Raw genomic sequence first — 15,699 nt, 5'->3', positions numbered from 1 at the left:
ACAAAAAGAATTTAATAAATCTTATGGAGGGAGGTATACTGTATAAAAGATATATTATAAGTTTTAAGTTATTATACTAAAAAGCTCTAAAACAGTTATCATGTATTTTATGTTAAAGGAAATTATAGGTAGTTTATCGAATTGTTTAAGCAGATGAAAAATTTCACGTGGGGAGGTAACTGAGATATGTCAGAAAAGGTAAACGTTAAAACAGTCATAAGTTTCGCAGGAGCTTATGTAGCAACAGTAATAGGTTCTGGATTTGCAACAGGACAGGAAATAATGCAATTTTTCACTTTTTATGGTTTCGCAGGAGTTATTGGTGGGATAATTTCAATGGTATTATTCTCATGGATGGGTGCTTCAGTTATGTCAAAAGGTAAAGAACTTCAACTTAAAGAACCTATCAAAATTTATCGTGTTTATTGTGGTAAGTATTTAGGAATATTCTTTGAGTGGTTTGGACCATTATTCTTATTTGGTGTTTTCGTAGTAATGATTTCAGGAGCAGGAGCAACTTTAACTGAGTACTATGGATTAAATCCATTTGTAGGTAGAGTTGGTATGGCAGTAGTAGCATTATTAACTGTTTCACTAGGTCTTGATAAATTATCAAAGATACTAGGTGGAATAGGACCTATAATAATAATCTTTACACTTTTAGTTGGTGGTATAAGTTTAGCTAATAATATAGGTAATATAGGTCAAGCGGCAGAAGTTCTTAGAACTGTAGAGATAACTAAACCAGTTCCAAACGCATACCTATCTGGTGTAATATACACTACTTATAATACAATCGTTGTCATGGCATTCTTAACAGGATTAGGAGCAAGTGCTGCTAATAAAAAAGAAGCTGTTTGTGGTGGTATATTAGGTGGGGTAGCACTTATGGCAGCAGCTATAATGATGCACTTAGCTATTCTTTCTGATATAGGAAATCTATATTCAAAAGCAATACCTTCATTATTCTTAGCTGATAAGATTTCACCAATAGTTGGAGTTTTATTCTCAATAATTCTTATATTAGGTATATATACAACAGCTGTGCCTCTATTATGGTCAGTAACTAATAGATTTGTTGATGATAATCATCCTAAGTTTAAGATAATAACAATAATAACAGCTATATTAGGTCTTATAGGTGGATTCCTACCATTTGACAAGCTGGTTGGTATCTTATATCCATACACTGGATATATGGGCGTCATAATACTGGTCTGTGTTCTTTATAGACAGATTACAAAGACATCTGGATATCAAGAAGGCGTTAGCGATAAATAAATATTTTAAGATTGTAAATCAAAGAGCTATATTAAAACAATTAAATTGTTTTAATATAGCTCTTTTTATTTTATGTGTTATAAAATGTTTAGAATATGTTTTTTAATAGTATTACATATATTTATAATTATGGATAAACGTATTCTAATCAATAATTTAGAGTCTAAGATAAGGTTGTAAATCATATATTTAGAATAGATGGGAGGAGTGATAAGATTGAATGTAAAATTTAATATTAAAGGTATAATTTATGGAGTTATAGCTCTTGTATTCGTTATAGGGGGATTTATATTCATACCAAGTATGTTTGTAGAGAAATCTAAGCCTGTAGATTATACGATATTACAAAGAAATTCAATACCAGAAAAAATACTTGATGTCATGGATAAGTATACAAATGAAGAAAGAGCTTTGGCAGCTAAAATTGATAACAAAATATACATCATAGTAACTAGAGGAAATAATAAATATGGTATAGAAATGAACAAAATAGAAAGTGTAAGTGAAGAAGGAAAAGATGTTTTAAGAGTCAAGATAAAGTATAAAGATAAGGAGGACTCTTATCCGTACATAGTTGTTGAAACAAATATGAGTGAGCTTCCAGATAGAATAGAATTAAATTCAACCAAATAAAAATATGTTTTATAACTAAATAACTAAGTAGTTTATATAATAAAGTCATGGTTTTTATTATAAGTAAATGATATGTGTTTATTATTATTTTAAAAGCCATGACTTAAGATGTGATATTAACAATATTTGCTATTCTAATTGTCTGGTGTGATAATTCTAGTTTCAGTAACTATATAATTTAATTGTGCATCATGAGTTTCTTTTGGGATAGAATTGAATATTTGGAAATCAAATGCTATTCCTATAGTTATAGCATCTTTTCTTAAGTTTTCTAAAAACCTATCATAAAATCCTCCACCATATCCTAGTCTATAGCAATTTATATCATATGCTACAGCTGGTACAATTACAACATCTAAGGTCTTGATATCGATTGTAGGTGATTTTTCTTTAGGTTCTCTTATTCCATATATTCCAATTTTCAATCCTTCTTTTAAGTCTGTTATTTGAGTAGGGATTAATGTATGATTTTCTTTTATTGTAATAGGGCTTGAGACTATTTTCTTTAGGGATAAAAGTTTTTGAATTAAACTATCTGTTTGAACTTCGTTATTGAAGTCTAGATAAAGCATTATATTAGTTGCATTTCTTATATCTTTCATTTGAAGTAATCTTTCTGTTATTAAATTTGAATTATTAAATACAAAATCTGCACTCTTACTTTTTCTGGATTCAATAACTTTTTTCCTAAATTCTTTTTTCATAAAATATTCCTCCCTTAATGTGTTATAATGTGTAAAGCAATTGTATTTAATATAAATTTTAGTATAGTTTATTATAATAAAGCAATATATTTGGGTAAATGTAATAAAAATAACAGCTAGTCATATAATAATAATAGTTTATGTAAAAGGAGATGTATCTTGTGATTTCAAAGAAGAAAGCTATTTTTTTAGGGGTGATTTTAGTAATTATAACGGCGATGACTACATCAGCCTTTCAGTTAACATTGGGGAATAAGGTTGTAATATCGAAGGAACTCTATGAGGACTATAAAAAATATGATAAGTTGTTAGGATTAGAAACTATTATAAAACAAGATTTTTATAAAAAAGTATCTGATGCTGACTTAGTAGATGGAGCATCAAAAGGTTTGTTCTTAGGTACTAATGATAAGTACTCTGGTTATTACACTAAAGATGAAATGGAAGACTTAATAAATGATAGTGAAGGCTCCTATGTTGGTGTAGGTATGTATATAGGTGCATCGAAAGATGGAGGGCTAGTGGTAGTTCCTATGAAAGATTCTCCAGCAGAAAAAGCAGGTGTAAAAGCAGGGGATAAATTAGTAAAAGTAAATGGAAAATCTGTGTCATATAAGAATTCAGATGAAGCTGTGCGTATGATGAAAGGTAAAAAAGGAAAAATAGTCGAATTGACTATATTAAGAGAAGACAAACATCTAAACTTTAAAGTAAAGACAGAACAAATAGTTGAGAAAAGTATAGAAAGTAAAGTAATTGATAATGATTTAGGATATATAGAAATCACTCAATTTATATCAAGTACATATACTGACTTTGACAAAGCTTTAAAAGAATTAAAAACAAAAAATATTAAGGGATTAGTAATAGACCTTAGAAATAATCCTGGTGGAATGCTGGATATATGTAAAGAAGTTGCTGATGAGCTAATTGGCGAAGGAACTATAGTATATACAAAAGATAATAAAGGAAACACTGAGTACTTGAAATCTGATAAAGAAAAATTAGGACTTCCAATAGTAGTCTTAACTAATGGAGAAAGTGCTTCTGCTGCTGAAATATTAACAGCTGCAATCGTTGATAATAAAGAAGGTATTTCTGTAGGTACTACAACCTTTGGTAAAGGGTTAGTACAATCAGTTGTAAGATTAAAAGATGGAACAGGGTACAAACTAACTACTGCTCAATATTTTACACCTAATGGAGATTATATCAATGAAAAAGGAATAAAGCCTACAATTGAAGAAAAAGATGAAAATAAGCAACTGGATGTAGCAACTAAGTGGCTTAGAGAACAGATTGATAAATAGGATTTAATTTTTGTAAACTTATACTATAAAATAAAGTGTACTATGAAAGAGTGGATAATTGAAAATATCCACTCTTTATTTTTATATAAAAACTTTTCATATTAATTTGCATAATATTTTGCAAAAGTTAGAACTTAAAGATACAATTTTTTAACTGACTTTTATTTAATGTATATTTATATTGTAAGAAGCAGTAAAAATTTTTCCTTTACCAAGTTTATTAATGAATTTCTTATCTTTATAAATTTTATTAGAATGTATACTATCAGCAAGACCATACCAAGGTTCTATACATAAAAATGGAGCAGTAGAATTAGTTTCACTATAATAAGGAGTCCAAATACCAACTAGAGGAAAATCTTGCATAGATAGAGTTATATATTTGCCACCATCATTATTACATATAGACACTTCATCTATATTAGTGTATATTAAGGCATCATTCTTGAATAATTCTGGACTTAACTGTAAGTTTTTTAAATCTCCAATAAATGTTATATCATCTATAAAAGAAGTATTTAAATTGATTTTTTCTACATCACTTCTTTTTTTAAATTCAAGATGATATTTAGAAAAATCATTTTGCTCAAAAAGAGGAAGATTAAATGCAGGATGTCCGCCTATAGAAAAGAATATATCTTTAGAGTCAGTATTTTTTACAATCCACTCTATATTTATACTATTATCTTTTAATGTATAATTTATGATTAGCTCAAAAGAATATGGATACTTTTCTAAAGTAGATTCATTGTCTGTTAATTTATAAGATATGAATGTATCTCCTTTATCTATAATCTCAAATTCCATATCTCTGGCAAATCCATGCTGAGTCATGCTATATAGATTTTCTTCTATTATAGTTTCATTATCAACAAGTTTACCTACTATAGGAAATAATATAGGTGATTGTCTACCCCAATATTTTTTATTACCATTCCAAAGAATGTCTTTATTATATCTTTTAGAAAATATTTTAGTGAGTTCAGCACCAGAATTGTTTGATTCTATAATTAACTTTTCATTTTGTAATATATTCATTTAAAATCTCCTTTATTATATTTTATGAGTATATTATACTATAAAGTATAAGGATTATTAAATTTTATTTGATATTATATTTGAAAGGTAGATTTTAGTATATTTTGAAAATTTTGTTTTGAAAATTTGGGATTATTTAAGAAATTTTGTATTATAAATAGAAGGAAATAGATAAATTGTATAGAATAAAATATATTAAGATAAGTTAATAATGTTAAATGGGAAGTGAGTTTATGGAAAAACCAAATACAAAAGTTGTTAACTTTCAAGAGTATAAGGACAGAAAAAATGAAAGAGAAGTAAACAGAGACGAACTTTTAAAGCTTATAAAAAAAATTGTGACTTCAAAATAGGGAGTTGTTAAACTCCCTATTTTAATGGGTTTCATAATATTTAAGACATTCTCAGTCCATCTATATAATCTTTGAATTGCGAGAAATCTGATTCGCTACTTAACTCGATAGTTTCTGAACCTTCCGTATAAAAATTCTTAAGATATATAGTGTAATTATTATCTACACAATCATGATAAATACATCTATATCCATCTTCATATAAATTTTTTAATTTAGAAAAATCATCCACGATATCATCTCCTTAAAGTTCTTTTAAATATATTTTTACAAAAAGCATGCGATTGTATGCAAATTCATAATGGAAAATAAAGGAAATAGAGATAAAATGTAGAATAATTTTTGTATATATGTAAAAATAAAAATAAAAAGTTGAAATTTTTAGAAAATAAGAGTATTTTTTATCTAAAAAGATAATTTAAAAAATAAAAAAATGTTGGGAGGATAGAAAATGAGTTTATTAGAAAGTATATCAAAAAATATATATTCTTTAGATAATTCTTCTATTGAAAAAACAAAGCAGAGATTGGACAGGCTTATACATCCAACTGGAAGCTTAGGCAAAATAGAAGATATTTGTATGCAATTATCAGGGATATTTGGTAATGAAAATTTTGATACAAGTAAAAAAGTTATAATAGCTTTTGCAGGAGATCATGGTGTATATGAAGAAGGTGTAGCACCTGACCCTCAAAATATAACAAAACTACAATTTCCAAATTTTTCGAAAGGATTATGCGGAGTTGGAGTAATAAGTAAATTTGTAGGGGCAGATGTTGTAGCTGTAGATGTAGGAATAAACTGTGATGAAAAACTAGAGGGAGTATTGGATTATAAGATTAGAAAAGGAACATCAAACATGGCCAAAGGGCCAGCTATGAGTAAACAAGAAGCTATTAGATGCTTAGAGATAGGAATTGAAATAGCAGAACAGTGTATAGAAAAAGATTATAAGGTTATTGGTATTGGAGAGATGGGAATAGCGAATACTACTCCAAGTACAGCAATAATATCTGTAATTTCAGGCTGTGACCCATTAGAAGTTACTGGTATAGGTGCAGGTCTTAAAAAAGAGAGACTAAAACATAAGGCTGAAGTAATCAGAAAAGCTATTGAAATTAATAATCCAAATCCAACTGATGGAGTAGATATTTTATCTAAAGTGGGTGGATTTGAAATAGGTTCAATGGCAGGTGTAATATTAGGATGTAGTGCTAATAGAATTCCAGTAGTAATTGATGGATTTATTTCTTATGCAGCAGCACTAATTGCTTATAAGATAAATCCAAAAACTAGAGAATATATGATAGCATCTCACATGTCAGCAGAATCAGGAACTAAGAGAGCCTTAGATATATTGAAATTAGACCCTTTACTAAATATGGATATGAGGTTGGGTGAAGGAAGTGGAGCTGCTCTAGCATTTAACATAATAGAAGCTTCAAATTATACTTATAGGAATATGGCAACTTTTGATGAAATTGACATGGGGAGATAAGGCATAAAAATTTAATATGTAGGAGTGTTTTGATGAGTGAAATTGTTCTGGTAACAGGAGGAGCTAGGTCAGGGAAGAGTAACTTTGCAGAAAAGCTATGTTTAAATAGGAATAATAAAACAGCTTATATAGCAACTTCTATTCCGTTTGATGATGAAATGAAAGATAGGGTAAAAAAGCATCAAGAAAATAGACCTAGAAATTGGGATACATATGAAATATATGAAGATATATATTCCATAATTAGACAGCTATACAAAGAACATGAAACTGTTATACTAGACTGTGTAACCTTATTAGTAAATAATCTAATGTTTAAACACAATCTAAATATAGAAGAGTCTACTCAAGAAGAGATAAACAAATTGGAAGAATATATAAAAGAACAAGTTATAAGACTTATTGAAGAAATAGAAAAAACAAATCTATACTTTGTATTTGTTACAAATGAATTAGGTATGGGAATTGTTCCTGGGAATAAACTTAGTAGGATATATGCTGATATTGTAGGTCGCATAAATCAATACATAGCATCAAAAAGTAATGAAGTTTATTTTGTAGTTAGTGGCATACCTATGAAAATAAAGGAGTAGTATGTGACTATGAAAAGATTTATTTTAATACTACAGTTTTTAACAAGGATACCTATAAAATTAAATGTAGGATTTGATGATGAATTTTATAAATCAATAGTGTATTTTCCACTTGTAGGTTTTGTTATTGGTGTATTATCTTATTTAATAGGATGGATTTCTATGCTTTTATTTGAACCATTTATAGCTTCTATAATAATAACTCTAGCTGGGGTATTAATTACTGGAGGTCTTCATATAGACGGATTAGGAGATACATTTGATGCAATATATAGCTATAGAGATAAAGAAAAAATGCTTGAAATAATGAAAGATTCAAGGTTAGGTACAAATTCACTTTTAGCAATTATGTTTGTGCTTTTATTAAAGGTTGGATTCATATACAATATAATAAGTAATAATTCATTATGGGTTATAATATTTATGCCAATGATTGCAAGATTAGGAGTAATGTTATTGACATATAAAACTGTGACACCAAGAGAAAAAGGAATGGGAAATTTATTTATAGGTAAACTGACTACAAATATGTTAATAACAGCTATAGTATATACATCATTAATAGTTATTCTTATTACTAAATTTATATTCTTATTACCTAATATAGTGTTGATTAAAATATTAGGTTCAGCTATAGTAATTTTTATATTTATAATATTATTCAAAAAACACATTTATAAAAAGATTGATGGAGTAACAGGTGATATATTAGGTTGTGGAATAGAACTTTCAGAGCTTGTATATTTGATTTATATATATTTGTTAATTTTTATGTTTTTTTAAAACTAAAAAGTGGTGATAATGTGATAAGATTAATACTAATAAGACATGCATTGACAAATGATAATAAAAAAGGAAGATTATCAGGTCACATAAATAGTTGTATCAGTGAAGAAGGAAAAATTCAAATAAATAAAATTACTGAATACCTAAGTAATGAAAATATAGACCGAATTTACACGACACCATCTTCACGTACAAAGGATACAATAGAAAAGATATCAAGGTTAAAATTAATAGAAATAGAAGAAAAAGAAGCTTTAAGAGAAATTAGTTTTGGAGACTTTGAAGGAATAACTTTTGAAGAAATTAAAGTCAAATATCCCAAAGAGTTCGAAAAGATGATAGAAGAAGGTAACAACTATAGATATCCAAATGGAGAAAGTCTCATAGACTCTTATAAAAGAGTGGCAAAAGAAATTGATAATATACTTTTAGAAAATGATAGTCATTCAGATATAAAAACAATACTTATATGTTCTCATGCAGGAACAATAAGAAATATAATAACACATTTGATTTCTGGTGGTTATAAATATCATTGGAACTTTAAAATTGATAATGCATCTATTACAGTTTTAGAAATTAATAGTGGATTTACTGTAGTAGATAAAATGAATTTTACAGACTTTATATAATTTAATTAAAATTAAGTATTACAATATATGTCTGTAAAAATATTAATGAAAATAGAATATTAGATTAAAATTAGGTTCTTAATTATATATTAAAAGGGAAAAAGGTTAGATGCCTTTGCAGCCCCCGCTACTGTGAAACCAACGAAACTATAAATACCACTGTCAATTTGATGGGAAGGTTATAGAAGTAGGATGAAGTTAAGCCAGGATACCTGCCTAATTTAATTTAAAACAAGAGGTCTTCGGGGTGAAAGATTTTTAATTAATACGTATAAAAGTCCTATCTTTAGAAGCAATAGGACTTTTTTTATTGGCATTTTAGTAAATTTTAGCAAGGAGGGGTTAGAAAGTGGGGAAAAAAATAATGCTACAAGGAACAGCATCAAACGTAGGTAAAAGTATCTTAGTAGCAGGTTTGTGTAGAATATTTAAACAAGATGGTTATACTGTTGCTCCTTTTAAGTCTCAAAATATGGCTTTAAATTCCTTTATAACTAAAGAAGGATTAGAAATGGGAAGAGCACAAGTATTTCAAGCTGAAGCAGCAAAAATAGAGCCTATAGCTGATATGAATCCAGTTCTATTAAAACCTTCTGGAAATAACAAAAGTCAAGTTATTGTAAGAGGTAAAGTTATAGGGGAAATGCCTTCTTCCCAATATCATGATTACAAACTAGAATTGGTAGATATATTGAAAGATACCTTTGATAGCTTGAATTCAACTTATGATATTGTAGTTATGGAAGGCGCTGGTAGTAATGCAGAGATAAATTTAAAAGATAGAGATATATCTAATATGGGTATGGCAGAAATAGCAGATGCACCTGTAATAATAGTTGGAGATATTGATAGAGGAGGAGTATTTGCATCATTAGTAGGAACAATGCTTTTATTAAATGAAGATGAGAAAAAAAGAGTAAAAGGTGTAATAATTAATAAATTTAGAGGAAAAAAAGAGCTTTTACAAGATGGAGTAAATATGCTAGAAGACATTATAAAAGTACCTGTTATAGGAGTAGTTCCTTATACAGATATAAAAATAGAAGATGAGGATAGTGTGACTACTAGATTTAAGAAAAAAATGAATAAAGGTGATATACACATAGAAATAATTAGAACTCCACACATGTCAAATTTTACAGATTTCAATATATTTGAGACACAAGAAGATGTAAGCATCAGGTATGTAGATTTTGGAGAATCTTTAGGAAATCCAGATATGGTAATAATACCAGGAACTAAAAGTACTATAAATGATTTAATGTATATAAGAGAAAGTGGTCTTGAGTCACAAATTAAAAATTTGCATGGTCAAGGTAAATTGATATTTGGTATATGTGGTGGGTATCAAATGCTAGGTAAGAAATTAAGAGACCCTTATCATGTTGAAAGTGAAATTGAAGAAGTTGATGGTATAGGTCTCTTAGATACAGAAACAATATTTGAGAAAGAAAAAACTACCACACAAGTAGAAGCTACTATTGTTGAATGTAATGGTGAATATATGAATGACCTTAAAGGTATAAAAGTAAAAGGTTATGAAATCCATATGGGTATTACAAATCGAGGTGATGGTATAAGAAGCTTAGATTTGATAACAAAAAAACTGGATGAAGAAGTGAATTATACTGAAGGAAGCATAAATAAAGATGGTACTGTAATTGGAACTTATATTCATGGAATCTTTGATGAAATAAGTTTCACAAGGAAAATTTTAAATAATATAAGAAAGAAAAAAGGTCTACAAGAATTAGAAAGCAAGGTAAATTCTTTTGGTGAATTTAAAGATAAAGAATATGATAAATTGGCTGATTTTTTAAGAGAGCATTTAGATATAGAGAAAATATATGAGATTATGAAATAGTAATGATTCTGTATTTATAATTTAGGTAGGAGGTGTATTATGAAAAAAATCTTAATTGCAGGTACCAGTAGTGGAGTAGGCAAGACAACAATTTCATTAGGAATAATGCAAGCCTTAGTCAAGAGGAATATGAAAGTACAGCCATATAAAGTAGGGCCAGACTATATAGACCCTTCATATCACACTTTTATAACTGGAAGACATTCCAGAAATCTAGATTCTTATATGTTAGATGATGAAAAAATAAAGTATATAGTGAATAAATCATCAAAAGATGCAGATATTTCAGTAATAGAAGGTGTTATGGGGCTATATGATGGTTTTGGAATAGATTTAGATAACTGTACAAGCTCACATACTTCAAAGGTGTTAAAATCACCTGTTATATTAGTTATAAATGGAAAATCTATGGCTGCATCTAGTGCTGCTATGGTACTTGGATATAAGGAATTAGATAAAGATGTAAATATAAGAGGTGTCATAGTAAATAATGTTAAGACCAATAGCCATTATCAAATAATTAAAAGTTCTATAGAGAAATATTGTAATATTGAAGTATTGGGGTATTTTCCTCCAAATAATAAGTTTTCTTTAGAATCTAGACATTTAGGATTGGTTCCTAGTGTGGAGATGAAATCTTTAAGAGAAAAATTTTATACTTTAGCTGATGAAATTGAAAGTTATATAGATATTGATAGGATAATAGAAATTTCAGAAAGTGATGAGTTTGAGAGTGATTTTGATTTTCAAACTTTAATAGAGAATAATGAAATAAAAAAGCATGTTAAGAATAAATCAATAGCTATAGCATATGATAAGGCATTTAATTTTTATTATAGAGAGAATATAGAGCTTTTAGAAGAACTTGGATTAGAGGTAAACTATTTTAGCCCTCTTGAAGATACATCAGTGCCAACTTCAGATTATATTTATATTGGAGGGGGATTTCCAGAGATATTTGGAAAAGAATTGGAGGCAAATGAGTCAATGAGAGCTTCTATATTAGAGGCACATAACAATAACATACCAATTTATGCAGAATGTGGGGGGCTGATGTACCTAGGTGAGAAACTATTGAATCAAGAAGAACAAGAATTTAATATGGTTGGTATATTCAGTGGAATTAGTAAGATGACATCTTCTTTAAAAAGATTTGGATACTGTATTGGTGTAGCTAAAGAAAATACTCTTTTATCTAAAAAAGGAGAAGCTATCAAAGGTCATGAGTTTCATCATTCAATATTTGAAAGTGATGAAAAATGTGCATATTCAATGAAAAAAGAAAGAGATGGAAATATAGTTGAGGAATGGGATGGCGGTTATAGTAAAGGAAATACTTTAGCTACATATCTTCATACTCATTTCTATAATAATTTAAATTGTATAGAAAATTTTTTGAATAAAGGAAATAAGTAAATGAATATTTTATCTATTTATATAGGATATGTGGCAGATTTAATTGTAGGAGACCCGTATTCTTTTCCTCATCCAGTAAGGTTTATTGGTAAACTTATAAATTTTACTCAAGGTATAATAAGGAAGGTCTTTAAGAGTGATAAACAGTTAAAATTTGGTGGATTTATATTATGGTTTATAACTGTGGGAATAACATATTTAATAACCTATTCTATAGTGAAGTTATTTAGCTTTAATGGATTATTGAGTGTTGTGGTAAATGGTTTTATAATTTATACCACACTGGCTACAAAATGTTTGAAAGATGAAGCTTTAAAAATTTATAATGTATTAAAAACTGGAGATATAGAGAAATCTAGAACGCAGTTGTCTTATATAGTAGGTAGAGATACTACTACTTTAAGTGAGTCTGAGATAATAAGAGCAACTGTAGAAACTGTTGCAGAAAATACTGTAGATGGTATAATCGCACCTATGTTTTATGCATTTATTGGAGGAGCACCACTTGCTATGGTGTATAAAGCTATAAATACATTAGATTCAACTGTTGGATATAAAAATGAAAAATATAAAGATATTGGCTTTGCTTCTGCTAAGATTGATGATGTAGCCAATTATATACCAGCTAGAATATCCGTTGTCCTTATGACAATTGGGAGTTTCTTTTTACGTTACAATTATAGAAATTGTTTTAAGATATCCATTAGAGATAGAAAGAATCATAAAAGTCCAAATTGTGCTTTTTCAGAGGGTGCAGTATCTGGTGCTTTAGGAATCCAATTGGGTGGTACTAACGTTTATTTTGGGGAAAAAGTATATAAGCCAACAATAGGGGATAAGCTTAGGGAGATAGATAAAGAGGATATAATTAAAACGAATAAAATTATGTACGCATCTTCGTTTGTATCCATATTAGTATTTACACTATTATATGTGTTGTGTAGGATGATTTTAATCAAATTAATTATATAAATGATGGTTTGCGAACTTAAGGGGGACATAGATGAAGGATTTAGGGCATGGTGCCAATGTGGATGAGATGGCTGAATTGTATGGGAAAGACCCAAAAGAAATAATAGATTTTAGCTCAAATATAAATCCAAATGTATTGCCAAATTTAGAAAAATACATTTTAAAAGGATTAAAGGAGTGTAGGAATTATCCAGACATAAACTATACAAACTTGAGAGAAAATATATCAAAATATATAGATATAAATCAGAACTTTATAATACCTGGAAATGGTGCTACAGAAGTGATTTATTTGCTTATGAAGAGTCTTAAAAAAAGATTAGCTATAATAAATCCTACATTTTCAGAATATAGAAGAAGTGCTAAGTTAAACAATCTAGATATTATAGATTTAGAGTTAGATTCAGAAAATAATTTTAAATTTGATATAGATATAATAAAAAATAACATTGAAAAATTCGATAGCTTATTTATCTGTAATCCTAATAATCCTAGTGGAAATGTTCAAGACTTAAAGGAACTTGTTTATTTATTAGGTCAGTATAATAAGATGTTAATAGTTGATGAAACTTTTATGGAGTTTGTTGAAGATGAAAATGAGTATAGCTTAGTCAAATATATAGAATCAAACAAAAACATATTCATAATTAAAGCTGTGACTAAGTTTTTTGGTATGCCTGGCTTAAGGTTAGGATATGGTATTACAAGCAATACTAACATTATGGACAAAATTTATGAATACAAAGAGCCATGGACTATAAATTCTTTTGCAGACATACTATCTGATTTTATTTTTGAAGATAAAGAGTATATTAGAAAGAGTAAAGAATATTACATAAAAGAAAGAAAATACATGTTACAAGAGTTGAGAAATGTAAAAAATATAAAAGTCTATGATACAGATGCTAATTTTATTTTGATAAAAATTTATAAAAAAACATCTAGAGAATTGAAAAAAGATTTATTTAAGCAAGGAAATTTATTGGTTAGAGATGCATCTAACTTTGTAGGACTAGATGAAAGTTTTATAAGAGTAGCTATAAAATCTCATGAAGATAATAAAATTCTTATAGAAAATATAAAAGGTTTATTGGGTGATTAGAATGAAATCTTATGGAATGTGCCCAGCATCTTGTGGAGAGTTTGTACAAGGAATAATTGATGATGAAGAATATCTATGCTCATATGCAATAGATATGTATTCCAAGGTGTATATTGAAGAAAAATTAATAGATATAAACTTAGGTAGACGTAAGTCAAGACTAGCAATTGAGAAAGTATTTGAAAAGTTTAATCTACCTAAAAAATATACTAAAAATATTTCTCTGAATATAGATAGTAAGATACCTGTTGGAAAGGGAATGGCAAGTTCGACTGCTGATATAGGAGCTACTATAAAGGCAACATTGTCATTGATAGATAAAGATTTAAGTAGTGAAGAGATTTGTAAATTAGCAGCGGAAATAGAACCAACAGATTCTATATTTATAGATAAAAATAGCATATTTAATCCTTTAAGTGGAACTGTTATAAAATATTTAGGGAATCTAACCAATGCAAAAGTTATAATACTTGAACCAAACAAAATGTTAGATACTATGAAAATTAGGCTGAGGAAAGATTACAACACCTTAAAAATAGAAAATAGAGAAATCATAAAAAGGTCATTTGCTATTCTAGAAGAGGGAATAAAAAGTGATAACTTATCCCTAGTTGGAGAGGCTTGTACTTTAAGTAGTTTAGCAAATGAAAATATAGAGAAAAAAGAGTACCTAAGTGAAATAATAAAAATATCAAAAAAATGTGGAGCATATGGAGTAAACATTGCTCACAGTGGTACAGTAATAGGCATCTTAATTGATAAGTTTATGGATGATAAAAAGATAATAGATGTATTATGTGAATCTAATATAGATTCTGTTTATAATAAGATTTATACATTGAACATAATAAATGGAGGAGTTAAGGGGGAAATAGAATGCAATACATAAAGAATCCTATGAAAATAGAAGAAAAAAGTTTTGAATTAATACAAGAAATAATAGATGAGATTAGACCAGATTATAGATTTAAGAATAATATCGAAGAAAAAATAATAAAAAGAGCTATACATACTACTGCTGATTTCGATTACTTAGACATATTAAAAATATCAGAAGAAGCAGTAGATAGTATAATAGATGCATTAAAAAATAATGCTAGTATTTATACTGATACAAATATGGCTCTTAGTGGAATAAATAAAAGAAAGCTAGAAGTATTAGGATGTAAATATAAATGCTTAGTAGCAGACGAAGAAACAGCAAAATTAGCTAAAGAGAAAGGGATTACTCGTTCTATGGCAGCAGTAGAAATTGCAGCTAAAGAAGATGGCAGAAAGATATTTGTTTTAGGAAATGCACCAACAGCTTTATATAAAGTTATGGAGATGAAATCAGAAGGTAAATTAGATTTAGATGCAGTTATAGGAGTTCCTGTAGGTTTTGTAGGGGCGCAAGAATCAAAAGATGAGGTTGAAAAAACAGACATACCATATATAATTTCTAAAGGTAGAAAAGGTGGTAGTAATTTAGCAGCAGCAATAGTAAATGCTATATTATATACTATGTAGGTATATGT

The 15,699-nt window shown here is 28.1% G+C and carries 16 protein-coding genes and 1 riboswitch; of the genes, 13 read left to right on the top strand and 3 right to left on the bottom strand.

Going from position 1 to position 15,699, the window contains the following annotated elements:
- The first annotated feature begins 186 nt into the window (after nucleotides 1-186).
- Complete coding sequence (locus tag ACTG46_RS18285) at nucleotides 187-1,281, top strand: YkvI family membrane protein (protein WP_219673911.1); 1,095 nt, start codon at nucleotides 187-189, stop codon at nucleotides 1,279-1,281.
- Nucleotides 1,282-1,497: 216 nt separating this feature from the next.
- Nucleotides 1,498-1,914, top strand: a complete 417-nt coding sequence (locus tag ACTG46_RS18280) for a hypothetical protein (RefSeq protein WP_054271902.1) — start codon at nucleotides 1,498-1,500, stop codon at nucleotides 1,912-1,914.
- A gap of 134 nt (nucleotides 1,915-2,048) precedes the next feature.
- On the opposite strand, the gene ACTG46_RS18275 is transcribed toward ACTG46_RS18280, so the two are convergent.
- The gene (locus ACTG46_RS18275; protein ID WP_479923363.1) at nucleotides 2,049-2,618 is read right to left on the bottom strand and encodes a 5-formyltetrahydrofolate cyclo-ligase; all 570 of its coding nucleotides are present in this window, start codon (nucleotides 2,616-2,618) and stop codon (nucleotides 2,049-2,051) included.
- 152 nt (nucleotides 2,619-2,770) lie between these two features.
- Between ACTG46_RS18275 and ACTG46_RS18270 the strand changes: the two genes are divergently transcribed.
- Nucleotides 2,771-3,928, top strand: a complete 1,158-nt coding sequence (locus ACTG46_RS18270; RefSeq protein ID WP_054277727.1) for a S41 family peptidase — start codon at nucleotides 2,771-2,773, stop codon at nucleotides 3,926-3,928.
- A 165-nt stretch (nucleotides 3,929-4,093) separates the two neighbouring features.
- Here ACTG46_RS18270 and ACTG46_RS18265 read toward each other — a convergent pair whose 3' ends face one another.
- Nucleotides 4,094-4,966, bottom strand: coding sequence for an aldose 1-epimerase family protein (locus tag ACTG46_RS18265; protein WP_074180110.1), 873 nt, complete (start codon nucleotides 4,964-4,966; stop codon nucleotides 4,094-4,096).
- A 393-nt stretch (nucleotides 4,967-5,359) separates the two neighbouring features.
- Nucleotides 5,360-5,551: a hypothetical protein gene (locus ACTG46_RS18260; protein WP_003425777.1), complete on the bottom strand. Its 192-nt coding sequence runs from the start codon at nucleotides 5,549-5,551 to the stop codon at nucleotides 5,360-5,362.
- A 219-nt stretch (nucleotides 5,552-5,770) separates the two neighbouring features.
- Between ACTG46_RS18260 and cobT the strand changes: the two genes are divergently transcribed.
- The 10 genes from cobT (at nucleotide 5,771) to ACTG46_RS18210 (ending at nucleotide 15,691) form a co-directional block, all read left to right on the top strand.
- Nucleotides 5,771-6,817 (top strand): nicotinate-nucleotide--dimethylbenzimidazole phosphoribosyltransferase, encoded by a 1,047-nt coding sequence (gene cobT / locus ACTG46_RS18255; protein WP_407814887.1) that lies wholly within the window; start codon nucleotides 5,771-5,773, stop codon nucleotides 6,815-6,817.
- Between the two features lie 32 nt (nucleotides 6,818-6,849).
- On the top strand, nucleotides 6,850-7,410 hold the full coding sequence (gene cobU / locus ACTG46_RS18250) for a bifunctional adenosylcobinamide kinase/adenosylcobinamide-phosphate guanylyltransferase (protein WP_054271885.1): 561 nt from the start codon (nucleotides 6,850-6,852) through the stop codon (nucleotides 7,408-7,410).
- 9 nt (nucleotides 7,411-7,419) lie between these two features.
- Nucleotides 7,420-8,193 (top strand): adenosylcobinamide-GDP ribazoletransferase, encoded by a 774-nt coding sequence (cobS, locus tag ACTG46_RS18245; RefSeq protein ID WP_074180112.1) that lies wholly within the window; start codon nucleotides 7,420-7,422, stop codon nucleotides 8,191-8,193.
- Between the two features lie 20 nt (nucleotides 8,194-8,213).
- The gene (locus ACTG46_RS18240; RefSeq protein WP_054277758.1) at nucleotides 8,214-8,828 is read left to right on the top strand and encodes a histidine phosphatase family protein; all 615 of its coding nucleotides are present in this window, start codon (nucleotides 8,214-8,216) and stop codon (nucleotides 8,826-8,828) included.
- A gap of 55 nt (nucleotides 8,829-8,883) precedes the next feature.
- A riboswitch (cobalamin riboswitch) is annotated at nucleotides 8,884-9,062 on the top strand.
- A gap of 115 nt (nucleotides 9,063-9,177) precedes the next feature.
- The gene (locus ACTG46_RS18235; RefSeq protein WP_479923362.1) at nucleotides 9,178-10,692 is read left to right on the top strand and encodes a cobyric acid synthase; all 1,515 of its coding nucleotides are present in this window, start codon (nucleotides 9,178-9,180) and stop codon (nucleotides 10,690-10,692) included.
- A gap of 39 nt (nucleotides 10,693-10,731) precedes the next feature.
- Nucleotides 10,732-12,108 (top strand): cobyrinic acid a,c-diamide synthase CobB, encoded by a 1,377-nt coding sequence (locus ACTG46_RS18230; RefSeq protein ID WP_479923361.1) that lies wholly within the window; start codon nucleotides 10,732-10,734, stop codon nucleotides 12,106-12,108.
- Nucleotides 12,109-13,080 (top strand): adenosylcobinamide-phosphate synthase CbiB, encoded by a 972-nt coding sequence (gene cbiB, locus ACTG46_RS18225; RefSeq protein WP_074180115.1) that lies wholly within the window; start codon nucleotides 12,109-12,111, stop codon nucleotides 13,078-13,080. It begins immediately after the preceding gene.
- Between the two features lie 31 nt (nucleotides 13,081-13,111).
- Nucleotides 13,112-14,182, top strand: a complete 1,071-nt coding sequence (locus ACTG46_RS18220; RefSeq protein ID WP_479923360.1) for a pyridoxal phosphate-dependent aminotransferase — start codon at nucleotides 13,112-13,114, stop codon at nucleotides 14,180-14,182.
- 1 nt (nucleotide 14,183) lies between these two features.
- A complete protein-coding gene (locus tag ACTG46_RS18215; RefSeq protein ID WP_479923359.1) occupies nucleotides 14,184-15,071 on the top strand; it encodes a GHMP family kinase ATP-binding protein in 888 nt (295 codons plus the stop codon).
- On the top strand, nucleotides 15,059-15,691 hold the full coding sequence (locus tag ACTG46_RS18210) for a cobalt-precorrin-8 methylmutase (protein WP_054271879.1): 633 nt from the start codon (nucleotides 15,059-15,061) through the stop codon (nucleotides 15,689-15,691). Before ACTG46_RS18215 ends, ACTG46_RS18210 begins: the two co-directional genes overlap by 13 nt.
- Nucleotides 15,692-15,699: the final 8 nt, after the last annotated feature.

Source organism: Clostridioides sp. LIBA-7678, assembly GCF_056716065.1.
This window is presented reverse-complemented; position numbering and strand designations above follow the sequence as displayed.

Excerpts from the sequence above, each read along its gene's own strand:
- ACTG46_RS18215 (WP_479923359.1), top strand. The coding sequence starts at position 14,184 with ATGAAATCTTATGGAATGTGCCCAGCATCTTGTGGAGAGTTTGTACAA.
- cobS (WP_074180112.1), top strand. The coding sequence starts at position 7,420 with ATGAAAAGATTTATTTTAATACTACAGTTTTTAACAAGGATACCTATA.
- ACTG46_RS18285 (WP_219673911.1), top strand. The coding sequence starts at position 187 with ATGTCAGAAAAGGTAAACGTTAAAACAGTCATAAGTTTCGCAGGAGCT.
- ACTG46_RS18230 (WP_479923361.1), top strand. The coding sequence starts at position 10,732 with ATGAAAAAAATCTTAATTGCAGGTACCAGTAGTGGAGTAGGCAAGACA.
- ACTG46_RS18265 (WP_074180110.1), bottom strand. The coding sequence starts at position 4,966 with ATGAATATATTACAAAATGAAAAGTTAATTATAGAATCAAACAATTCT.
- ACTG46_RS18275 (WP_479923363.1), bottom strand. The coding sequence starts at position 2,618 with ATGAAAAAAGAATTTAGGAAAAAAGTTATTGAATCCAGAAAAAGTAAG.
- ACTG46_RS18210 (WP_054271879.1), top strand. The coding sequence starts at position 15,059 with ATGCAATACATAAAGAATCCTATGAAAATAGAAGAAAAAAGTTTTGAA.
- ACTG46_RS18220 (WP_479923360.1), top strand. The coding sequence starts at position 13,112 with ATGAAGGATTTAGGGCATGGTGCCAATGTGGATGAGATGGCTGAATTG.
- cobT (WP_407814887.1), top strand. The coding sequence starts at position 5,771 with ATGAGTTTATTAGAAAGTATATCAAAAAATATATATTCTTTAGATAAT.
- cbiB (WP_074180115.1), top strand. The coding sequence starts at position 12,109 with ATGAATATTTTATCTATTTATATAGGATATGTGGCAGATTTAATTGTA.
- ACTG46_RS18270 (WP_054277727.1), top strand. The coding sequence starts at position 2,771 with ATGTATCTTGTGATTTCAAAGAAGAAAGCTATTTTTTTAGGGGTGATT.
- cobU (WP_054271885.1), top strand. The coding sequence starts at position 6,850 with ATGAGTGAAATTGTTCTGGTAACAGGAGGAGCTAGGTCAGGGAAGAGT.